General features: G+C 71.6%; 20 protein-coding genes. 8 read left to right on the forward strand and 12 right to left on the reverse strand.

The window, feature by feature from the left end; translation table 11 throughout:
* Positions 1 to 584: 584 nt before the first annotated feature.
* Positions 585 to 2,453, forward strand: a complete 1,869-nt coding sequence (locus tag ACE101_RS05620) for a histidine kinase (RefSeq protein ID WP_379126646.1) — start codon at positions 585 to 587, stop codon at positions 2,451 to 2,453.
* A gap of 59 nt (positions 2,454 to 2,512) precedes the next feature.
* Here the strand turns inward: ACE101_RS05620 and ACE101_RS05625 are convergent, their stop codons facing one another.
* The 7 genes from ACE101_RS05625 to ACE101_RS05655 form a co-directional block, all read right to left on the reverse strand.
* On the reverse strand, positions 2,513 to 2,911 hold the full coding sequence (locus tag ACE101_RS05625; RefSeq protein WP_379126648.1) for a GCG_CRPN prefix-to-repeats domain-containing protein: 399 nt from the start codon (positions 2,909 to 2,911) through the stop codon (positions 2,513 to 2,515).
* A gap of 182 nt (positions 2,912 to 3,093) precedes the next feature.
* Positions 3,094 to 3,474, reverse strand: a complete 381-nt coding sequence (locus ACE101_RS05630) for an MmcQ/YjbR family DNA-binding protein (protein WP_379126650.1) — start codon at positions 3,472 to 3,474, stop codon at positions 3,094 to 3,096.
* Between the two features lie 43 nt (positions 3,475 to 3,517).
* Entirely contained in the window at positions 3,518 to 4,918 is a 1,401-nt protein-coding gene (gor, locus tag ACE101_RS05635; RefSeq protein WP_379126652.1) for a glutathione-disulfide reductase, read from the reverse strand.
* Positions 4,919 to 5,170: 252 nt separating this feature from the next.
* Positions 5,171 to 6,397: an O-antigen ligase family protein gene (locus tag ACE101_RS05640; protein ID WP_379126654.1), complete on the reverse strand. Its 1,227-nt coding sequence runs from the start codon at positions 6,395 to 6,397 to the stop codon at positions 5,171 to 5,173.
* A gap of 5 nt (positions 6,398 to 6,402) precedes the next feature.
* A complete protein-coding gene (locus tag ACE101_RS05645) occupies positions 6,403 to 6,954 on the reverse strand; it encodes a DUF2059 domain-containing protein (RefSeq protein WP_379126656.1) in 552 nt (183 codons plus the stop codon).
* A gap of 231 nt (positions 6,955 to 7,185) precedes the next feature.
* Positions 7,186 to 7,893, reverse strand: coding sequence for a ribose-5-phosphate isomerase RpiA (gene rpiA / locus ACE101_RS05650; protein ID WP_379126658.1), 708 nt, complete (start codon positions 7,891 to 7,893; stop codon positions 7,186 to 7,188).
* A 155-nt stretch (positions 7,894 to 8,048) separates the two neighbouring features.
* Positions 8,049 to 8,498, reverse strand: coding sequence for a hypothetical protein (locus ACE101_RS05655; protein ID WP_379126660.1), 450 nt, complete (start codon positions 8,496 to 8,498; stop codon positions 8,049 to 8,051).
* 256 nt (positions 8,499 to 8,754) lie between these two features.
* Here ACE101_RS05655 and ACE101_RS05660 point away from each other — a divergent pair, with 256 nt between their 5' ends.
* Both ACE101_RS05660 and ACE101_RS05665 read left to right on the forward strand, forming a co-directional pair.
* Positions 8,755 to 9,774 (forward strand): TRAP transporter substrate-binding protein, encoded by a 1,020-nt coding sequence (locus ACE101_RS05660; RefSeq protein ID WP_379126662.1) that lies wholly within the window; start codon positions 8,755 to 8,757, stop codon positions 9,772 to 9,774.
* Positions 9,775 to 10,013: 239 nt separating this feature from the next.
* On the forward strand, positions 10,014 to 11,219 hold the full coding sequence (locus ACE101_RS05665; protein WP_379126663.1) for an acyl-CoA dehydrogenase family protein: 1,206 nt from the start codon (positions 10,014 to 10,016) through the stop codon (positions 11,217 to 11,219).
* A gap of 51 nt (positions 11,220 to 11,270) precedes the next feature.
* Here ACE101_RS05665 and ACE101_RS05670 read toward each other — a convergent pair whose 3' ends face one another.
* The 3 genes from ACE101_RS05670 to ACE101_RS05680 all read right to left on the reverse strand — a co-directional run bounded on the left by ACE101_RS05670 (position 11,271) and on the right by ACE101_RS05680 (position 13,117).
* Positions 11,271 to 11,495 (reverse strand): hypothetical protein, encoded by a 225-nt coding sequence (locus tag ACE101_RS05670; RefSeq protein ID WP_379126665.1) that lies wholly within the window; start codon positions 11,493 to 11,495, stop codon positions 11,271 to 11,273.
* Positions 11,496 to 11,509: 14 nt separating this feature from the next.
* Entirely contained in the window at positions 11,510 to 12,574 is a 1,065-nt protein-coding gene (locus tag ACE101_RS05675) for a chymotrypsin family serine protease (RefSeq protein WP_379126667.1), read from the reverse strand.
* Positions 12,575 to 12,670: 96 nt separating this feature from the next.
* The gene (locus ACE101_RS05680; protein WP_379126669.1) at positions 12,671 to 13,117 is read right to left on the reverse strand and encodes a hypothetical protein; all 447 of its coding nucleotides are present in this window, start codon (positions 13,115 to 13,117) and stop codon (positions 12,671 to 12,673) included.
* 194 nt (positions 13,118 to 13,311) lie between these two features.
* Here ACE101_RS05680 and ACE101_RS05685 point away from each other — a divergent pair, with 194 nt between their 5' ends.
* The 4 genes from ACE101_RS05685 to ACE101_RS05700 all read left to right on the forward strand — a co-directional run bounded on the left by ACE101_RS05685 (position 13,312) and on the right by ACE101_RS05700 (position 17,379).
* A complete protein-coding gene (locus ACE101_RS05685) occupies positions 13,312 to 14,892 on the forward strand; it encodes a L,D-transpeptidase family protein (RefSeq protein ID WP_379126671.1) in 1,581 nt (526 codons plus the stop codon).
* A 104-nt stretch (positions 14,893 to 14,996) separates the two neighbouring features.
* Positions 14,997 to 15,596 carry a Dps family protein gene (locus ACE101_RS05690; protein WP_379126673.1) on the forward strand — a complete coding sequence of 200 codons (600 nt, stop codon included), beginning with the start codon at positions 14,997 to 14,999 and terminating at the stop codon, positions 15,594 to 15,596.
* A 139-nt stretch (positions 15,597 to 15,735) separates the two neighbouring features.
* Positions 15,736 to 16,524: a DeoR/GlpR family DNA-binding transcription regulator gene (locus ACE101_RS05695; RefSeq protein WP_379126675.1), complete on the forward strand. Its 789-nt coding sequence runs from the start codon at positions 15,736 to 15,738 to the stop codon at positions 16,522 to 16,524.
* Between the two features lie 153 nt (positions 16,525 to 16,677).
* Positions 16,678 to 17,379, forward strand: a complete 702-nt coding sequence (locus ACE101_RS05700) for a DUF4142 domain-containing protein (protein WP_379126677.1) — start codon at positions 16,678 to 16,680, stop codon at positions 17,377 to 17,379.
* A gap of 85 nt (positions 17,380 to 17,464) precedes the next feature.
* Here the strand turns inward: ACE101_RS05700 and modC are convergent, their stop codons facing one another.
* The gene (gene modC / locus ACE101_RS05705; protein ID WP_379126679.1) at positions 17,465 to 18,568 is read right to left on the reverse strand and encodes a molybdenum ABC transporter ATP-binding protein; all 1,104 of its coding nucleotides are present in this window, start codon (positions 18,566 to 18,568) and stop codon (positions 17,465 to 17,467) included.
* Positions 18,565 to 19,254 carry a molybdate ABC transporter permease subunit gene (gene modB / locus ACE101_RS05710; RefSeq protein WP_379138498.1) on the reverse strand — a complete coding sequence of 230 codons (690 nt, stop codon included), beginning with the start codon at positions 19,252 to 19,254 and terminating at the stop codon, positions 18,565 to 18,567. The genes modC and modB overlap by 4 nt, the downstream gene beginning before the upstream one ends.
* 157 nt (positions 19,255 to 19,411) lie before the next feature.
* Between modB and hydA the strand changes: the two genes are divergently transcribed.
* Positions 19,412 to 20,917, forward strand: a complete 1,506-nt coding sequence (hydA, locus tag ACE101_RS05715) for a dihydropyrimidinase (protein ID WP_379126680.1) — start codon at positions 19,412 to 19,414, stop codon at positions 20,915 to 20,917.
* Positions 20,918 to 20,938 lie beyond the last annotated feature (21 nt).

Below are 20,938 nucleotides of genomic sequence, written 5' to 3' on the forward strand. Positions count from 1 at the left end.
GATCACTTTCGGAAACCGTATCACGAGCCCGCGCGGCGCCTGAGCGAGGCCGGTTTCCGCATCGCGAAGCGATCATCCGGAAACCGTATGACAGGTTTCATGGCCGCTCTCGATCGTAGCTGGGCTGGTACATTCCCCACCTCGCCCGTCCGCGTGCAATCGGGGTAAACCCGGAGCCGAGTGGATGAAAACCCTGATATTTCTTTATTGCGGCGACCGATGCAATTCAGATACGGTCGATGCATCGCAAGGTTGCGCCACACGCCATCGAGAGCATCGATCGCTTTTAACAAAAATCATCGTTTCCGTGATGGCGCAATGCTCGGAGCCCGATGAGGCTGCCGTCATGAAAGCGGTCGCGCGATGATCTCGTGCGGCTGAATGATGGGAGGAGGCCGGATCGGCGGCCGCCAACGGGCAGTGGTCCCTCGGCGGCGGTCCGCTTGCCGCCGCCGTTTCGGCAGGGAGGCTCGCGCGTGGAACCAGGCCGAGCACGGTGGGGCGGCATGGCCGCCGGGGCGAGCCGCCCGTTCGGGGCCGGGTTGCTCTGGACAATCTGGGCCGCGTGCGCGGTGACCTTCGCGGTGTCCCTGACATTCTGGGCGCTCCAGTCCCGCGACAGGGCGCTCGCCGCCGCCCGCAACGACGTTGCCCGCGTGGCCGATGCGGGAGCCGGCGCGATGGAGAGCCTCTTCGGCGTGGTCGACCTGTTCCTGAGGCGGTTGTCGGAGGCGACGGCCGATGGGGACCTCAGCGGACCCGGCATCGACAGGGTCTGCCCCGTCCTGATCTGCGCGGACGGCCGGAAGCCCTCTCCCTCCATGCTGATGGTCTTCGCGCAGGCGGACGGCGACGTGTTCGTCCGCGAGCCGGACGAGCCCCGGATGAGCTTGGTCGACAGGGATTACTTCCGCGCGCAGCGGGAGGAGGATTCCGGCCTCTATGTGGGAGCGCCGCGACGATCGCCGGTCGTGGAGGGCGTCTTCCTGCCGATGAGCCGGCGCCTCGCGTCGCCGGAGGGGAACTTCACCGGCATCGTCGCCGCGGCCATCAATCTCGATCTGTTCCAGGCGATGTTCCAGGGGCTGGGTGGCGCGGGGGTGGCCCGCCTCGTGCTCCGCGCCGCGGACGGGCGGGTGCTGGTGGATTGGCGGGCGCCGGGGGCGGCCGACGCGTCCGGCACCGGCGGAGCCGGGGAGGAGGCTGCGTGCGCGCCATCCTTCGCGGAGCCCGCGCCGGACCGGATGACGGCGTGGCGCAAGCTGCGCGTCGGCGGCCTCTCGGTCGGGACCTGCCGCGCGACCGCCGGCGCGCTTCGCCCCTGGGGCCGGCAGGTCCTCGTGGCCGCCGGAGCGGGCGCGCTGCTGCTGCTGGCGCCCGTCCTGGCCTATCCGGCCGGCAGCCGATACCTGCGGCGCCACGAGGGATGGCAGGGCCCGACCGCGGGGCACAGCGACTTCCAGTTCATCATCGCGGCCCGGCCGGACGGCCGGTTCGTGCTCGAGGCGCTCACCTTCGGCCGGGCCGGCGAGGGGAGCCCGGGCGCGGCGAGCCTGGTCGGGCGGACGGCGCGGGAGCTGTTCTCGGCGGAGAACGCGGATCTCGTCGAGGCCGATTACCGGGCGGTCCTCGCCTCGGGAAAGACCCGCCGCATCGAGCGGCGGATCCGGATCGACGGCGCTGAATTCGTCTGGAGCACCGTCCTCGTTCCCCTGCGCGAGCCCGGAGGCCGCCGGGCCTACATCTACGGCGCCGTCACGGACATGACCGGGAACCATGGGCTGGAGCGCCGGCTGCTCGGCTTCATGGAGAGCGCCCTGCGGCGCGAGGACGAGGAGCGGCGGCGCATCGCGCGGGAGCTTCACGACACGACCGGGCAGAACCTGATCGCGGCGGGGTACGAACTCGGGGTGGTCGAGCGTGGCTTCGGGGACGGGCCGCCGCGGCTCCGGGCCGCCCTGGCGCAGGCCCGGGCCCTGCTCGATGCGAGCGTGGCCGAATTGCGCACCCTGTCCTACGTCCTCCACCCGCCGCTTCTCGACGAGGCGGGGCTCGCGCTCGCCCTGCGGATGCTGGCGGACGGATTCCAGAGCCGCTCGGGCATCGCGGTCGCGCTCGTGCTCGACCCCGGGATGGCGGACCGCCGCTGGTCGCCGGAGATCGAGCTGGCGCTTTACCGGGTCGCCCAGGAGGCGCTCACCAACGTGCAGCGGCATGCGGCCGCGAAGGAAGCCCGCATCGCCCTGCGCCGGACCGAGACGGGACGGCTGGAACTGGTGATCGAGGATGGGGCGACCGGCGCCGCCGCGACGCCGGTCGCCGAGGGCGCCGGCATCCGGGGGATGCGGGATCGCCTCGAGGCGCTCGGCGGCACCCTGTCGGTGACCCCGCGGGAGGGCGGCATGCGGGTCGCCGCGACGGTGCCGGCGCGCATGGCCGTCGGGACCGCATGAGCCCGGTCCCGCCCCGGTGTTGCCGGGGCCGGGTCAGCCTACCGGGGTCGATGGCGAGATCAGCGGCGGAAGCGACCGCCTCCGGCGACGGCGCGACCGCCCCGGAACCCGCCCCCCCGGTAGACGCCGGCGCGGCGGCCATAGACGCCACGCCCGCCATAGACCCGGCCGCCACGGTACGCCCGGCCGCCATAGACCGCGCCGCCCCGATACCCGTAGACGCCGCCACCACGGTATCCGTAGCCCCCGCCGCGATAGCCGTAATACCCGGGCGCGCCGTAGTAGCCGCCATAGACGTTGGGCCGGCAGCCGCCGTAGGGACCGCGATGGAAGCCGATTCCGCAGCCGCCCGCAGCCTGGGCGGTCGCGACGCCGAGCCGGCCTTGGTCGAGCGAGCCCGTCCCGAGCCACGCGCCGAGCGTCAGGGCCGCGAGCAGCATCAGTCTGAGTGGCGTCATGGTCTCCTCCCGAATAGGACCGGCGCGAGGCTACCGGACGGGCCCGTGCGGGCCCATCGGGGAGAACCCGGGATTCGGTCGGGGAGATCCCTGAGGTGCGGCTCCGGCTCGGCCCGATGCCCCCGTTTCCCGATCCCAAGCGCCGTCAAAGAGCCGTCAAAGAGCCGTCGAACGGCCCGCGATCAGCGGCTCTCGTCCCGAATGCATCCGTTCGGCCGCCGCGCGCGGGGCAGCCTTCCGATGATCAGCCCGTAGGCGTCCTTGACGAGATCCTCGATCAGATCCCGGGTGATCGCGCCATGCGCTCCGATCGATATCCAGTGCCGCTTGTTCATGTGGTAGCCGGGGGAGATCGATTCGTAGATGTCGCGCAGCATCAAGGCGCGATCGGGATCGCACTTCAGCGTGACGATCTTCTCCCCGGGAGCCGCCGTCGTCATCATGAACATCTTCCCGGCCACCTTGAAGACCTCGTGGCCGGGGCCGAACGGCTGGGTATGGGTGACATCCGGCAGCGCCGATGCCACCTGCATGGCGGTCGTCTGGAGAACCTCCCCGTCCATCGATCATTCCTCGGCGTCAGGAGTGCCGATCTCGGATCCTCGCCTAGCCCACGCCCTCCGGCCGCTTCACCGCGAGCGGCGTGCGCAGGGTGACCAACTCCTCGCCCGCGGTCGGGTGAACCGCGATGGTGCGGTCGAAATCCGCCTTGGTGGCCCCCATCGTCACCGCGATCGCCACCGCCTGGATGATCTCGCCCGCGTCGTGGCCGAGCACGTGCACGCCCACCACCCGGTCGCTCTCGCGCGCCACCACCACCTTCATCAGCACGCGCTCCTCGCGTCCCGACAGGGTCGCCTTCATGGGGCGGAAACGCGCCTCGTAGACGTCGATCTCCCCGTAGAGCGCGCGCGCCACGTCCTCGTTGTGACCGACGACGCCGATCTCCGGCGTCGAGAACACCGCGGTCGGGATCAGGTCGTGGTCCACCGCCCAGGGTTTGCCGCCGAACACCGTGTCGGCGAAGGCGTGCCCCTCGCGGATCGCGATCGGGGTGAGCGCCGCGCGGTTCGTCACGTCGCCCACCGCGAAGATCGACGGCACCGCCGTCTGCGAGAAGCGGTCGACCGGGATGGCGCCGGCCGCGTCGAGGGTGATCCCGACCCGCTCCAGCCCGAGCCCCTGCACGTTCGGGCGCCGGCCGGTCGCCACCAGCACCTGATCGACCACGAGGCTCGCCCCGTCGCTGAGGGTGGCGCGGATCCCGTCCGCCTCGCGGTCCAGGCGTTCCAGGGTCCGTTCGAGGCGCAGGTCCATGCGGCGGGCATAGGCCTGCCCGAGGGCGTCCCGGATCTCGGCGTCGAAGCCGCGCAGCAGCCGGTCGCCCCGGTGAAGCAGGGTCGTGCGGCAGCCGAGCGCCGCGAAGATGCCGGCGAACTCCACCGCGATGTAGCCCCCGCCGACGATCAGGATGCGCTCGGGCCGGGTCTCCAGCTCGAACACCTCGTTGGAGGTGATGCCGAGTTCGCCCCCCGGAATCGGCGGCTCCTTCACCGGGTGGGCGCCCACCGCGATCAGGATGTGGCGGGCGCGGACCGTCTTGCCCGTCCGCACGAGGCGCACCGTGTGGGCATCCTCGATCACCGCGCGGTCGGAGACCACGTCGACGCCCGCGCGCATCAGGTTCGTGGCGTAGATGCCTTCGAGCCGCGTCACCTCGGCGTCGCGGTTGCGCTTCAGCACCGCCCAGTCGAAGCGCGGCGGCTCGACGCTCCAGCCGAAGCCGGCCGCGTCCTCGAACTCGTCGGCGAAGCGGCCCGCATAGACCATCAGCTTCTTGGGCACGCAGCCCCGGATCACACAGGTGCCCCCGACCCGGTACTCCTCGGCGAGCTGGACCCGGGCGCCGTAGCCCGCGGCGATCCGGGCCGCGCGCACCCCCCCCGAGCCGCCGCCGATCACGAAGAGATCGACGTCGAAACGGTCCACGGCGGTTGCATCGCTCATGCTGCGTCTCCTTGCCGGTCGAGAGCATCTTCCGACGAAGCGGATACCGGTTCGTCGCAGAAAATGCTGTAAAATCAAACTCCTGGAGCCGTGCCCGATGGCAGCGTGATCGGGCGCTGCTCTCGCCAGACTGGGCCGGTCTAAGCCGACTTGCGTTGGCAAGCCACCGCTTCGTCCGCGTCGATTTCGGGTGTGCCGCAGGTTCTGGTCGCAGAACCGGTGACCACGTTTGGAAAACCTGCGAGCGGCCGGTCAGCGTCCGGGGTCGTGGCGCATCGCGCGCAGCCACGCGACCACGGCCCCGAGGCCGGCGATCCACCATCCCTGCCACGCTCCGTGCCCCACGAAGGCGATGGAGGCCGCCCCCGCGAGGGCCGCGAGGGCCGCGGCGCCATCGGGCCGGGGCCAGGCCGAGAGGGCGCGCAGGGTGAGGAGCATCACGATCCCGGCGAGCGCCGCCCCGACGATGCCGAGTTCGGCCCAGATCTGCAGGAAGCTGTTGTGCGGATGCCCCGCCGTCAGCATCGGCCGCATCTCGGGGTCGAGCCGGCCGGCCGCGGGCGTGCGGTCGAAGCGGGCGCCCGTGCCGAAGCCGGCCCCCCGCCACGGATCCGCCGCCACGGCGGCGCCGAAGCTCTGGGCGATCACCACCCGCTCCCGCGTGTTGCTGGCCGCCATCTCCTCGTGGAGCTGCGGCGGCATCGCGGCGGCGAGCACGTCGCCCTCGACCGGCGCCAGGGCGAGCGCCCCCAGGAGGCCGATGCCGGCGAGCCCGAGCATCAGCCGCTGCGGCAGCAGCCGCGCCAGCGCGTAGGTGAGCGCCGCCACGATCGCCGCGAGCGCGGAGGCGCCGCTCGCCGAGAACCATCCGGCCGCGCCCGCCGCGAGGGCCGTGAGGGGAGCAAGGAGCAGGCTGCCGCGCCGCGCCAGCAGGGCCGCGACCGGGACGGCGATGAGGACCGCGAGTTCGAGCGGCCGGTTGTAGACGTAATCGAAGGCGCGCTCGCTCAGGAGGCGCCGCACGGCGACGTCCATGGCGAGGTCGATCTCGATGAACAGGCAGCTCGCCACCAGCAGCCACGCGGCCGGGCGCAGGGCCGGCCCGAGATGCGGCGGACCGAGGCGCGCGACGACGTAGCCCGCGACGAGCGTCGGCAGGAACTCGCCGGCCACGCGCAGGGACAGGTCCGGGAACGGGCTCCAGGCCAGGCTCACCGAGGCCCAGCCGAGGAAGGCGAGGGACGCAAGGCCGAGCGGCGTGGCGAGCGGCGCGCCCAGCTGCCCCGCGAGCGGCCGGCGGTCCGGCGCGAGCGCGGCGGCGGCCAGGAGCAGGATGGCGGCGAGCCCGACCATGAGCGGGCTCGAGCGGTTCGCCACCGCCATCACCGCGGGGAGGGCGGCCAGCACCAGCGCCGCGGCCGCCGCGAGCTGCGCGGAGGGGGACCCGGTTCCGGCCCCGGCCGGGGAGGCGGCGCGCATCGCGCCTACTGCATCTGGTGGCCGCGCTTGCCCATCTCGGCGCGGACGCGGACCATGACGTATTCGGAGACGTCCTGCGTCCAGGACTGCATCGCCTGCACCATGTCGTCGAGCACCTGCGGCTGGGTCTCGACGTAGCGCTTGCCGGCCGGCGAGCGGAAGAAGGTCGCGACCTCGCGCAGCTCCGCCTCGCTCAGCTTGGAGGCGTAGATCCGCGAGGCGGTCTCGATCAGCTTCTGCTTCTGCAGCTCCATCTCGGGCTGCAGCTTCTCGATCACGTCGTCGAGATCCTTGGTCAGCTCGGGACGGGTGACGGCGGCCTGTTTGATCTGCTCGCCGAAGACCGGGATGATCGAGTCGAAGGAGCGCGCGATGCCCGAATTCAGCATCACCTCCTTGGCAAGCGCGAGGTGGCCCGGGGTGTAGGTGGCCGCGCCCGCGCCGCCGGGGGCCGGTGCCGCCGGGGCGGCGGCCGGCTTCGGCTGGGCAGCGGCCGGCGCGACCGCCAGCCCGGCGGCGAGGAGGCCCGCGAGAACGGGCACGAGACGCGAGGTCATGGGACTAGGCTCCGATGAGAGGCGCCACCGGTCTCGGGGGCGATTGCGGCGCGGAGGGGAACGGCCCCGCGGCCATGGCGTCGCGGGCGCGACGCCCGGCGGGGGCAAGTTCAGCGATATTCAAAGACCTAGAGCATTGTCCGACCAAGTGGATCCCGGTTCGTCGCGGAAAATGCGGTAAAATCAAAGACCTAGAGCAGCGCCCGAGGGCAGCGTGGATCGGGCGCGGCTCTAGACGGCCCCGAGGGTGATGAGCCGAACCGCGCCGGCCTCCTCGGCGGCCAGGACGGCGCCCGTGCACAGGCCGAGGAACAGCCCGTGCTCGACGATGCCGGGCACCGCCGCGAGAGCGGCCGCCAGGGCCTCCGGATCCGGGATGCGGCCGAGATGCGCGTCGAGGATGAGATGGGCGCCGTCGGTGTGGAAGGGCGCGCCGTCCGGCTTCGTCCGCAGGGTGAGGTCGCCCGCGCAGCCCGTGCACGCCAGCACGCCCGCGATGGCCCGGCGGGTCGCGCCGAGGCCGAAGGGCACCACCTCGATCGGCAGCGGGAAGCGCCCGAGCGTGTCGACCTGCTTGCCGCCATCGGCGATCACGACCATCCGCCGGCTCGCGGCCGCCACGATCTTCTCGCGCAGGAGCGCGCCGCCACCGCCCTTGATGAGGCGCAGCGACCCGTCGATCTCGTCGGCGCCGTCGACGGTGAGGTCGAGTTCCGGCGTCTCGTCGAGGGTCGTCAGGGGGATCCCGGCGGTCTGGGCGGCGCGGTGCGTGGCCTCGGAGGTCGGCACGCCGACGACGGAGAGGCCGTCACGCACGCGCGCGCCGAGCAGATCGACGAAATGCGCCGCCGTGGAGCCGGTGCCGAGCCCGAGCCGCATGCCGTCCTGCACGAGGTCGACGGCGCGCGCGGCGGCGGCACGCTTGAGGTCGGCGCTCACGCCGAGGCTCCGATGGGGCGGGGAAGCGGGAGGGCGGGCAGCATGGGCGTCGCGTCGTCTCTAACTTTCCGGCGCCCGCGCGGCAGTGTCCGGGCGGGCCAGCACGCCCCTAGCATGGGCGCCCGCTGCCGGGGAAGCGCCGCGACCTCCTCGCCTCAGGGGCGCGCGGGCTGACTCGTCGCGACGTTGCCGGTGCTGCGCGCCGCGGACGCGTCCGCCGCGGCGCTCGCCTGCGGCGTGCAGACCACGGCCTCGTCGAGGACGTAGCAGATGCTCATGGCGCCGGTGCGGTGGTTGACCCGGAATACCCCGGCCTCCCGCAGGTGGCGCGAGGCGACGAGGCCGTATTCGGAGGGGGCCTGCGCGCCCGCGCCCTCGCCGGGGCCGAAGCACAGGGTGGTGCCGATGGTGTTCTCCTGCAGGCCGTACTGGCAGGAGGTGACCTCGCCCGTCACCTTGTCGACCCGGTAGACGCGGTTGAGGTCGGCCTGCGGGGCCGGGACGAACTCGTAGGAGCCGGCCGCGGCCGGCAGGCCGGCCCCGAGCAGCGCCAGCGCCGCGAGGCTTCCACGACATCCCGCTCGTAATCCCGCTCGTCCGCCCATGGCGCCGCTCCGTGAGCCCGTGCCGGTCCGCCCGATGCCGGGTCGGATCATCCGCCGGACGTTCTACCGGCAGTTGGCTGGTGCGAGCCTTGCGCGCCGGTGGAGCGACGGGGCGGCCCGCGCGCTTTCTGATGTCCGCGCGTCCGAAACGTGCTTTAAGCGCCCGGCGGATCCCTGCGCCCGAAGGGGGCCGCCCAACGAAGAACGCGGGCCCCGCGGGGCCTGTCAGGCCCGTCGCGGGCCAGGAGAGGACGCCATGACTTCGATTTCGCGCCGCCGTGCGCTTCAGCTCTCCCTCGCGGGTGCCGTCGCGGCCCCCGCCGTGCTGCGGATCACCACCGCGCAGGGGGCGGAGTTCAGCCTCAAGGCGGCCAACAACAGCCCGGTCAGCCACCCGCTCACCATCTACATGGTGAAGGCCACCGACGCGATCCGCGAGGAGACTGGCGGCAAGGTCGACATCAAGGTCTTCCCGAACAACCAGCTCGGCGGCGACACCGACATGCTGAGCCAGCTGCGGTCGGGCGCGCTGGAGTTCTTCACCCTCTCGCCCCTGATCCTCTCCACCCTGGTCCCGGCGGCGGCGATCAGCGGGGTCGGCTTCGCGTGGTCGTCCTACGACAAGCTCTGGCCGGCGATCGACGGCGATCTCGGCGTGCATGTGCGCGACAAGATCGGCAAGGCGGGCCTGTTCGCCTTCGACCGGATCTGGGAGAACGGATTCCGGCAGACGACTTCCTCCACCCGCGCCATCCTGACGCCGGACGACTTCAAGGGCTTCAAGATCCGGGTCCCGCCGAGCCCGATGTGGACCTCGATGTTCAAGGCCTTCGACGCCGCGCCGATGACCATCAACTTCGCGGAGGTCTATTCGGCCCTGCAGACGAAGATCGCGGAGGGCCAGGAGAACCCGCTCGCCCTGATCGACGCGGCCAAGCTCTACGAGGTGCAGAAGCACCTCTCGAAGACGAACCACATGTGGGACGGCTTCTGGCTGCTCGCCAACGGCAAGATCTGGCGCGGGCTGCCCGACGATGTCCGCACCGTCGTCGCCAAGCACTTCAATGCCCAGGCGGTGGCCCAGCGCGCGGAGACGGCCAAGCGCAACATCTCCACCGAGAAGGACCTCACCGCGCGCGGGCTCGCCTTCCACGACGTCGACACCAAGGCCTTCCAGGCCAAGCTGCAATCGGCCGGCTTCTACAAGGAGTGGAAGGGCAAGTTCGGCGACGATGCCTGGGCGCTTCTGGAGAAGCATACCGGGCCGATCGCCTGACGGCGGGGAGGCCGGGTCTTCTGGCGAGTGCTGCGAAGAGGACAGGCCAGAGGCGCCGGCCGGAGCGCCGGGCTCCTGGTCCGGCATCCTAAGGGGTCCGCCAGGGCCCGGCCCGCACACAGGTAAATCGTCGCCGCAGATTTTCCCCGGCGCGGGCCGCGCCGGGAGGAACGGTCCGATCCCGGCCCGCGATGCCGGGGATGAGGCGCGACGCGCGCGGAAGGAAACCGAGGCCTGCCATGGACTTCACGCTGCCGCCCCGGGTCGAGGATTACCGGGCCCGGATCGCGGCCTTCGTGGAGCAGGAGATCCTGCCCGTGGAGGCCGACCGGGCGAACTTCGATCCCCACGAGAACATCCGCCTCGACGTGCTGGAGGATCTGCGCGCCAGGGCGAAGGCCGCCGGCCTGTGGTGCCTCCAGCTCAGGCCCGAGACCGGCGGGCAGGGCCTCGACAAGGTCGGCATGGCGGCCTGCTACACGGAGATGAACCGCTCGATCTTCGGGCCGGTGGTGTTCAACTCCGCCGCGCCCGACGACGGCAACATGATGGTGCTCGAAGCCCTCGGCACGCCCGAGCAGAAGCGGCGCTGGCTCGACCCCATCGTGTCGGGCGCCGTGCGCTCGGCCTTCGCCATGACCGAGCCGCATCCGGGCGGCGGCTCCGATCCCTCGATGATCCGGACGCGGGCCGAGCGGGGAGCGGACGGACGCTACCGGATCTACGGGCGCAAGTGGTTCATCACCGGGGCGGAGGACGCGGCGCATGTCATCCTGATCGCCCGCACCTCGGATGATCCGCGCCACGGCCTCACCGCCTTCCTGTTCCACCGCGACCAGCCCGGCTGGGAGATCGTGCGGCGCATCCCGATCATGGGGCCGGAGGAGCATGGCGGGCATTGCGAACTCGCCTTCGACGGGCTGGAGATCGCGCCCGAGGACGTGCTGGCGGGAGAGGGGCGGGGCCTCAAGGTGACGCAGGTGCGCCTCGGCCCGGCCCGGCTGACCCATTGCATGCGCTGGCTCGGCCTCGCGATGCGCTGCGTGGAGATCGCGCAGGTTTACGCGGCCGAGCGCGAGGGGTTCGGGGTGCGGCTCGCCGACCGGGAGAGCGTCCAGCTCATGCTGGGCGGGCTCGCCATGGACATCGCCATCGGCCGGCTCCTCGTGATGCGGGCGGCCTGGGAACTCGACCAGGGCCGCTTCGGCCGCAAGGAGGTGTCGATGGCCAAGATCCACGTCGCCAACCTGCTGCACCGGGCGGCGGATGTCGGCATCCAGATCAACGGCGCGCGCGGCTATTCCAAGGACACGGTGCTGGAATGGATCTACCGCTACGCCCGGCAGGCGCGGCTGGTGGACGGCGCCGACGAGGTCCACCGCATGGTGCTCAACCGGCACCTGGAGAGCGAGGGCCGCGACTTCTTCGCGTGGCCGGCCGGCTGAGGCCGGGGCTGCGGGCCATGCGCTGTCCGGACGGATCGCCCGGACGGCGCATCACAGGGCCGTCACCTTCCCCGTCACGGTGCGCAGAATGTAGGGCACCTTCTCGGCGGTCAGCCGCTTCTCCACGGCCGACCGGTCCGCCTCCGGGCGCAGGTCGACCCTCACGACCGGCTGGCCGTTGCCGTCCCAGGTGATGCCGATGCTGTCGATGCCGGACACGCCGCCCAGAGCCGCCTGGGCGGCGCGTCTGCCGGTGGCCGGGTTCATCGTCTTCATCGCAGCGGGCCTCGTCACGACAACATGGCGACGTCGAAAGTCTCGAGTGCGCCGGCAAGGCTGCAGGCGTAGCTGCTCCCGACCCTGGTTCCGTCGACCTCCCGCAGGCCTCCGGCGAATACGAGTCCGAGCGCGGTCATGGAGGCCGGATCGTACACGAGGCTGCCGGAATCGCCAGGGCCCGCGAACGCCGCGTCAACGGAGTTCCAGGTGATCTCGAACACGTTGTCGAAGCGCAGGTTCCGCCGGAATTGCGGCACGTAGACCGTGAGATTGCCGAGGCCGATCGCCGTCACCGTTCCGCTCGTCCAGCCGGTCGAGCGGCCGATCTTGCAGACTCTCGGGCGCGGGCCCAGGGTCTCGCAATCGGCAACCGCCGACAGGCGGCGGCCGCCCTCGCCGCAGCCGGGGAGGGCGGCCGGGATCACGTTGCCCGCTCCCACCAGGGTCTGGTCCAGCAGGTCGGCGACGGCCGCGTCGAGTTCATGGCTTCCGGCCGGGCTGAGCACGGTGAAGTCCGCCAGGGTCCCGATCTGCAGCTTCGGGAGCAGGGGGTTCGCATCGGGCCGGCCGGGCTGATAGACCGGATCGTCGAGCCGGGCGCGGCCGGCCAGGGCGAGGACGTGCGAGTTCGAGAGGATGCCCTTGCGCCCGCTCCGTGGGCCGCTCCGCCACTCCACGAACAGCCCGACCGACCCCGCCATGGCGTCCCGGTGGGAGACCGAGGCCCCGAGGGCCAGGGGACGCTTGCGGTCCGGGAAGGCGATACCCGCGGTGGCCTGCAGGACGCGGGTCCGCGACGGCACCTCGACCCGCTCGATGCGGGACACCGACACGCGATACCCGTACCGGCTGCGGATGGTCTCCGCGTAGCGCGCGGCGAGCCCGTCGGTCTTGCGGATGCGCAGTTCGAGGCTGAAGCCGCTCTTGCTGTCCTGGCGATAGCCGACGCTGAGATGAAGGTTGGGCTGCGGGGCGACGGTCAGTGTCGTGAAGCGGTCGCGCGGGTCGAGCTTCCGCATCGCGTAGTATTCATCGATGATGTGTGAGACGGCCTGCTTCGCTTCCTCCCGCTGCATCATCGGCTCCGAGCTGAATCAAGGAATCGTGCGGTCACGATCGGTCCGCCGTGCTGATGAGGCAGCGCCGTATGCAGGCGGCCGACCGGGAAAACGTCACTCGCCCTTGTAGATGTACGGGACGATGAACGAGAAGACGACGATGAGGCTTGATGTGATGCGGCCGTCCAGCTCAAGGCCGAAGGGCCGGTGCCCCATGGCGAAGACCCAGAGAACGAAGGCGATCACCGCCAAGCCCGTGCCGAGCCATTGCACCGAGGCGAGCGACCCGGTGGCATCCCGGGTGCCCCAGATGCGGGACACGAGGCACAGAACGATACCGACCGCCGGAAGATAATCGATGAGCTTGTCCGCGCCGGTTAACGGGTTCGTGCTGAGGTTCGGGCCGAGCCATATTCCGCGGATCGTCAGATACGCGCCCAAAGCCTCTCCGGGAATCAGGATGATCAGGCGATTCACGTAGTCGGATAATGTCTGAGCGCCGCCGGCGCTGTTCACGACGATGCTGGACGGCCTGTCGATGCGGAACGGCTTCGGGTCCATGCTCCAAGCCCTTCGTTCTCAATTCTGAAATGAGTTTTTCAGGTCGATATTGTACTTGTTTTCTCTAGGTGATTCAATCCTTGCTGCCGCAAGGGAAATCGGCGCGGATGCCGCGGCTCCGCCCTCTCGGCCGTCAGCACTTTCGTAACCCTAACCGGGTGATTCTCCGCCCTCATCCGATCACGAGGCCGGCAATGGTGTTGCGTCAGGTTGCCCTCCCGCCCGGCCGGCGCCGTCCGCGTCTGCCCTTCGTCGCAGCCGCCTGCCTGTTCGGGGCGGCCTCCGCCCTGGCCGAGACCGCGCCCCTGCCGCCGGCCGCGGTGCCGAATGCGGCGATCGCCCCTCCGGCCGAGATGCCGACCGCGCCCGAGCCGAAGACCGCCGCACCGCTGCCCGCGACCCAGCCCGCGCCCGACCAGGCCGCGGAGCCGCCCCGGGAGGCGAAGAAGCTCTCCCGCGAATTGCCGCCGCTGGTGCTGGCGAAGATCTCGCAGGATCCGACCCCGACGCTGACACCCTCGACCTTCCTCGACACCCTGCGGATGGCCGACCGCTATCAGGCGATCGTCCAGGCGGGTGGATGGCCGAGCGTGCCCGCCGGCCTGTCCCTCAAGCCCGGCGACCGGAACCCGGCGGTGGCGGTGCTGCGCCGCCGCCTTGCCGTCACGGAGGACCTCGCGGCGGACGCGCCCGCCTCCGACCTGATGGACGAGGCCCTGGTCGCGGCGCTCAAGCGCTTCCAGCAGCGTCACGGCCTGCCGGAGACCGGGCTCCTCGGCCCGATGACCGTGAAGGCGCTCAACGTCCCGGCGGCCATCCGTCAGCGCCAGCTCGCCGCCTCGGCCGCGCGCCTGATGGGATCGAAATTCCCCTTCGGCGAGCGCTACGTCGTCGCCAACATCCCCTCGGCCACCGTCGAGGCGGTGGAGCGCGGCAGCGTGGCGCGCCGCTACGTGGCGGTGGTGGGCAAGCCCGACCGCGCCTCGCCCCTCGTCGAGACGAGGATCACCAACGTCAATTTCAACCCGACCTGGACGGTGCCGGTCTCGCTCATCAAGAAGGACATCATTCCGCACATGCGGAAGGATCCGGGCTACCTCGCCAAGATGCACATCCGCATGCTCGACGGGCAGGGCAACGAGGTGCAGCCGACCGCGATCGACTGGTCGACCGAGAAGGCGGTGAACTACACGGTGCGCCAGGATCCGGGCTTCGACAACTCGCTCGGGCAGGTGCGGATCGACATGCCGAACCGGCACGCGGTCTACATGCACGACACCCCCTCGAAGAGCCTGTTCTCGCGCACGGCGCGGTTCCATTCCTCGGGCTGCGTGCGCGTCGCCGAGGTGAAGGGGCTGGTGGCGTGGCTCCTCGAAGGCACGCCGGGGCCGAACGGGCCGGGCACGGTCTGGGGGCCGATCGAGATCGAGACCGGCATCGCCACGGGCGAGCGGCGCGACATCAAGCTCGCCAAGCCCGTGCCGGTGACCTTCGTGTATCTCACCGGCTACGCGACGCCGGACGGCCGGGCGCATTTCCGCGACGACGTCTACGGCCTCGACAGCCCGTCCGGTGCGCCCGCGAAACCCGAGGCCGACGTGGCGGCCACCGCCTCGATCACGCCCGCTCCCGCGATGCCCGGTCCCGCGACGGCGAAGCCCGTCCCCTCCAAGCCCGCGGCGAAGCCGGTGGCCTCTCCCGCCCCGGCTCCCGCCGCTCCCCGGCCCGTGACCGCCCCGAAGGCGCCGCCGACCGCCGTCAATCCCCGGACCTGATGCCGCACGGCCAAGTTTCGGCGGCGGCGGGCGGAACCATCCGGCCGCGCTCGAATTGGCGAGCGGAAGCGCCTGCGACGGCGCTCAGCATCCGGAGACTTCTGATGGCCCGTACTCCCAAGGCCGCTGCGGCGGTCCGGACTTCCCGCAGCCGCGCCGCGCAGCCGAAGACGGCGCCGGCCGATGCCCGTGTGCGCACGACCTCCGAACGGCTCAACACGCCGACCGACCTCTCGCCCGAGGCTTCCAGGCAGATCTCCGAGGGCCTGACCATCCTGCTCTCGGACTTTCTGGCCCTCTACCTCAAGACCAAGAACTTCCACTGGCACGTCAGCGGCCCGCATTTCCGCGACTACCACCTGCTCCTCGACGAGCAGGCGACCCAGATCTTCGCGACGACCGACGACGTGGCGGAGCGCGCCCGCAAGATCGGCGGCACCACGCTGCGCTCCCTCGGCCAGGCGGCCCAGAAGTCGCGCATCGTCGACAACAACGCCGACTACGTCGATCCGCTCGACATGCTGGCGGAGCTGCGCGACGACAACAAGGCGACCACCTCCCGCATGCGCGAGCTGCACGATCTCTGCGACGAGCACAACGACGTCGCCACGGCGAGCCTGATCGAGAACTGGATCGACGAAGCCGAGCGGCGCACGTGGTTCCTCTACGAGGCGAGCCGCCGCGGCGGCGCCGACGGCCACTGATCCCTCGGCCGCCCCGGCGGGACAGCCGCCGGGGCCGCGCCCGCAGCGTCGCACCCCCGGCGCCTTGCACGCACGGCGCGTTGCACGAGCGGGTGTTTCCGGGACAATACGAGGGTTCAAGCCAGAGCCCGGACCCTTCGTGAACGAGCCCATCTCCCCGCGCCAGCAGGACATCCTGGCGATCGCCCGCCAGCAGGGGCGGGTCAGCGTGGAGGATCTGGCGCTCCGCTTCGACGTCACGCCCCAGACGATCCGCAAGGACCTCAACGAACTCTGCGACAGCCGCCTGCTGTCGCGGGTGCATGGCGGCGCCGTGGTGGCGAGCGGGGTCGAGAACCTCGCCTACGAGGCGCGCCGGCTCGTCGCCCATGCGGAGAAGCGGGCGATCGGCCTCGCCGCGGCGGCGCTCATCCCGAACAGCGCCTCGCTCTTCATCAACATCGGCACGACCACCGAGGAGGTCGCCCGCGCGCTCGTGGGCCACGAGGACCTGCTCGTGATCACCAACAACCTCAACGTCGCAACCCTTCTCTACCGGCACCCGAAGATCAGCCTGATCGTCGCGGGCGGGCCGGTGCGGCGCTCGGACGGGGCGGTGATCGGCTCGGCGGCGGTCGACTTCATCAATCAGTTCAAGGTGGATTACGCCGTGATCGGCGCCTCGGCGATCGACGAGGACGGCACGCTGCTCGATTTCGACTACCGCGAGGTGCAGGTCGCCCGGGCGATCATCGACAATGCCCGGCGCGTCATGCTGGTGGCCGACAAGCTCAAGCTCGAACGCACCGCGCCGATCCGGGTCGGACATCTCGGCGAGCTCGACGATTTCGTGACCGACGCCTTGCCCTCGGCCCCCCTGCGCGAGCTGTGCGACCGCCACGGGGTGCGGCTGGTGGAGGTCGGGTCGGATCTCGGCGACGCTCCTTGAGGCATTCATCCAGCGCATGACGCTGGGTCGGAACCATGCTCTCCGAGCTTCGTTGACGGGCCTGAAAGACGAGTTCGGCCGCGTGCGGCGGCGCGCTTCGCGCCGGCCGGCCGATTCTCCGCAACGATCAAGACCAGTCACGGGAGAGTTCCGATGAAGACCACTCTTGCGATCTCGACGCTCGTGGTTGCCCTGGCAACGCCGGCTTTCGCGCAGATGGGCGGCGAGTTCCGCCAGATGGCCCTCCAGTCGAATGCCTTCGAGGTGCGTTCGAGCCAGATCGCGCTGGAGAAGAGCCGCAACCCGCGAGTGCGCGAATACGCCCGCGAGATGATCCGCGACCACCGCGCCGCGAACGTGGCGCTGCTCGGCGGCCCCGAGAACGTGGCCCGCGCGACCGCCGGCGGCCCCGGCGGCCTGATCGCGGCGCCCTTCGAGATCGCCGGCGGCGCGGTGGGTGCGGCGACGGGCGCGGCGGCCGGTGCCGTGACCGGCACCCTCGAGGGCGGCCCGATCGGCGGCCTCCAGGGCATCGGCGCGGGGGCGGCCCGCGGCGCCCAGGTCGGCGCGAACGCCTTCGACGGCGACGTCACCACCACGGCGGCCACCACCGTGGTGCCGCTCAACCCCGAGCAGCAGGCCATGCTGGCCGAGCTGGCCCAGACGCCGGCCGGCCCGCGCTTCGACCGGACCTACGCGCGGATGCAGATCCAGTCGCACCGCATGGCGATCGCGAGCCACCAGGCCTACCTGCAGGGCGGCCCGAACCCGGCCCTGCGCACCTACGTGTCGCAGGTGCTGCCCTCGATGGAGGAGCACCTCGCCATGGCCGAGCGCCTCCCGGGCGCCCGCTGAGCGACGTCGATCCATTGAACTCCGGATGCGGCGGGCCGAAAGGCTCGCCGTTTTCGGGGTGTCGCGGTGCCTCGCGGGCGACCAATCAGATCGCCACCTCGGTCGTCGCGCCGATGGTCTCTGCATCGAAGGCCACGCCCTTGATGAGGGCGAAGACCGACAGGCCGGGGGCGAGACCGAGTTCGTGGACGGCGTGGCGGGTGAGGGCGGCGGAGAGGAGCGCCCCGCCGCAATCGATCTCCACCGTCGCGTAGGGCCCGTCACCCGCGCCGACCGTGGTGATGCGGCCGGCGAGATGGTTGCGGGCGCTCAGGCCCCGCGGGCGCTCCAGGGCGACGAGCACGTCGCGGGAGCGCACCCGCACGCGGACCGGGCTCCCCTCCGCCAGCCGCAGAGCCGGCACGTGCAGCGTGCCCGCGGCGCCGACGAGCCGGGTCAGTCCGAAGGCCGGGTCGTGGCCGGCGACCCGCATCGGAAGCAGGGCGCCGGCCTCGCCCGCCTGCTGCACCGGCAGGAGGTCGGCCCGGCGCAGGATGGCGTCGGCCGGTCCGCAAGCCGCGACGCGCCCGGATTCCAGCACCACCACCGTGTCGGCGAGGCGCGCCACCTCGGCGACCGCGTGGCTGACATAGACGATCGGCACCCGCGCCTCGTCGCGCAGCCGCTCGACGTAAGGCAGGATCTCCGCCTTGCGGGCCTCGTCCAGGGCGGAGAGCGGCTCGTCCATGAGCAGCAGCCGCGGCCGGGCGAGCAGCGCCCGCCCGATCGCCACCCGCTGGCGCTCGCCGCCGGACAGGCCGGCGGGGCGCCGGTCGAGCAGCCCGGCGAGCCCGAGCAGGTCCGCCACGCCCGGCAGCGTGACGCCGTCCTCCGCGCGCCGCGCGAACCAGCGGCCGAACAGCAGGTTCTGCCGCACGCTCAGGTGCGGCAGGAGTCGCGCATCCTGGAAGACGTAGCCGATCCGCCGCCGATGCACCGGCACGAAGAGGCCGCGTTCGGTGTCGAGAAGGGGCGTGCCGTTCACGACGACCCGCCCCGCCCGCGGCCGCACCAGCCCGGCGATGATGTTGACGAGGGTCGACTTGCCCGAGCCCGAGCGGCCGAACAGGGCGGTGACGTGCCCCGAGGCGGTGAAATTCGCCTCCAGCGCGAAGGCGCCGAGGCGGTGGGAGACCTCGACCGCGATCATGCGCCGAGCCGCCGCTTGGCCCGGAGGGCCAGGGCCTCGGAGGCGAGGAGGGCGGCGAGCGACACCACGATCGAGATCAGCGTGAGCCGCATCGCCCCGCTCTCGCCCCCGGGAGCCTGGGTGAGGGCGTAGATCGCCGAGGGCAGGGTCTGGGTCTCGCCCGGGATGTTCGACACGAAGGTGATGGTGGCGCCGAACTCGCCCATGGCCTTGGCGAAGGCGAGGACGGAGCCGGCCAGGATGCCGGGCAGGGCCAGCGGCAGGGTGACGATCAGGAAGACGGCGAGCGGACGGGCGCCGAGGGTGGCGGCCGCCTGTTCGAGCTTGGGATCGACCGCCTCGATCGACAGCCGCATGGCGCGCACCATCAGGGGAAAGCCCATGACCGCGCAGGCGAGCGCTGCCCCGGTCCAGCGGAACGCGAACACGATGCCGACCTCGGCCAAGGCCGCCCCGAACAATCCGCGGCGCCCGAAGGCGAGGAGCAGCAGGTAGCCCGTCACCACCGGCGGCAGGATCAGCGGCAGATGCACCAGCCCGTCGATGAGCGAGCGGCCGCGGAAGGAGCCGCGGGCGAGGAGGAGGGCGACGAGGAGGCCCGGGATCAGGCTCGCCAGGGTGGCGACGCTGGCGACCTGCAGGCTGAGGCGCAGCGCGCTCCATTCGTCGGGCGTGAGGGCAAGCAGGGCTTCGCTCCGGATGGCGCAGGACGATACGGCCCGGCTCTAACATGAGTCCGGTGCCGATGCGGCCCCCGCGAGTTCGGCGAAGGAGTTTCCCGCGGGTGGCACCGACAATGCTACTGACACGCGTTCCGCGATGCGACGACAGGAGGCCCCCTGCATGACCACCCCAGCCCATGACCGTGATTTCGACCTCGTCGTGCGCGGGGCGCTCGTCGCCACCGCGGCCGAGACCTTCGAGGCGGATATCGGCATCAAGGACGGGCGCATCGCGGCCCTCGGCCGGGGCTTGCGGCCGGGGGCGGAGGAGATCGACGCCAAGGGGCTCGTCGTCACCCCGGGCGGGATCGATCCGCATTGCCACATCGAGGAGCCGTCCGAGGGCGGCGGGGTGCAGGAGGAGAGCTTCGCCTCCGGCTCCGCGGCGGCGCTCGCGGGCGGCACCACCTCCTTCATCTGCTTCGTGCCCCAGTGGAAGGGGCACCCGATCGCCCGCACCGCCCGCGACTACGAGGAGCGCGCCAAGGCCTCCCGGGCGGATTACAGCTTCCACCAGATCATCACCGATCCGACGCCGGAGGTGCTGGAGCGCGAGGTGCCGGCCCTCGTCGCCCGCGGCATCCGCAGCCTCAAGGTCTTCCTGACCTACGATCCGCTCCGCCTCACCGACGCGCAGTACCTGGAGGTGCTCGCCACGGCGCGGCGGCTCGGCGCCCTCGTCACGGTGCATTGCGAGAATTTCGACGCGATCGGCTGGCGCATCCGGGCCCTGCTCAAGGCCGGTCTGACCGACCCGCTCCAGCACGCCTGGGCGCGCCCGCCCGTGGTGGAGCGCGAGGCGACGCACCGGGCCATCGCCCTCGCCGAACTCGTCGACCAGCCGATCCAGATCTTCCACGTCTCCTGCGACGAGGCGGCCGAGGAGATCGCCCGGGCGCGGGCCCGCGGCGTCAAGGTCTGGGGCGAGACCTGCCCGCAATACCTCACCCTCTCCACCGAGGACCTCGCGCGGCCGGACTTCGCGGGCGCCAAGGTGGTGTGCTCGCCCGCGCTCCGCGCGCCCGGCGAGCGGGAGCGGGTCTGGGCGCGGATCGCGGAGGGCACCCTCGACGTGGTCTCCTCCGACCATTGCGGCTTCTCCTTCGCCACCGCCAAGCGCGATCCCGGCAGCAGCGGCTACGGCCAGGGCGGCGCGCTGGCGCGGGCGGACGGCATGCCGGCCTTCAATGCGATCCCGAACGGGGTGCCGGGCATCGAGACCCGCCTGCCGGTGCTGTTCTCGGAGGGCGTCTCGAAGGGCCGGATCGACCTGCCCACCTTCGTGCGGCTGACCTCGGCCAACGCGGCCCGGCTGTTCGGCCTTGCCGGCAAGGGGACCCTCGCCCCCGGGGCCGATGCCGATCTCGTCCTGTGGGATCCCGCCGCGGAGCGGCGGATCGCCAATGCCGATCTCCATCACGCCATCGACTACACCCCCTGGGAGGGACTCGCCGTGAAGGGCTGGCCCGTCACGGTGATCCGTCGGGGCGCGGTCGCGGTGCGGGACGGCAGCGTGCTGGCGCGGCCGGGCTCCGGCCGGTTCCTGGCGCGCGATCCCTACGACCTCGTGCGGCCGACCGGCCGGGTGCCGGACGGGTTCGACGCCGCGTCCGTGCTGCGGGGGTGAGCCGGCGAGGCCCTTCCAACC

Source organism: Methylobacterium carpenticola (assembly GCF_042748905.1).
Lineage (GTDB): Bacteria > Pseudomonadota > Alphaproteobacteria > Rhizobiales > Beijerinckiaceae > Methylobacterium > Methylobacterium carpenticola.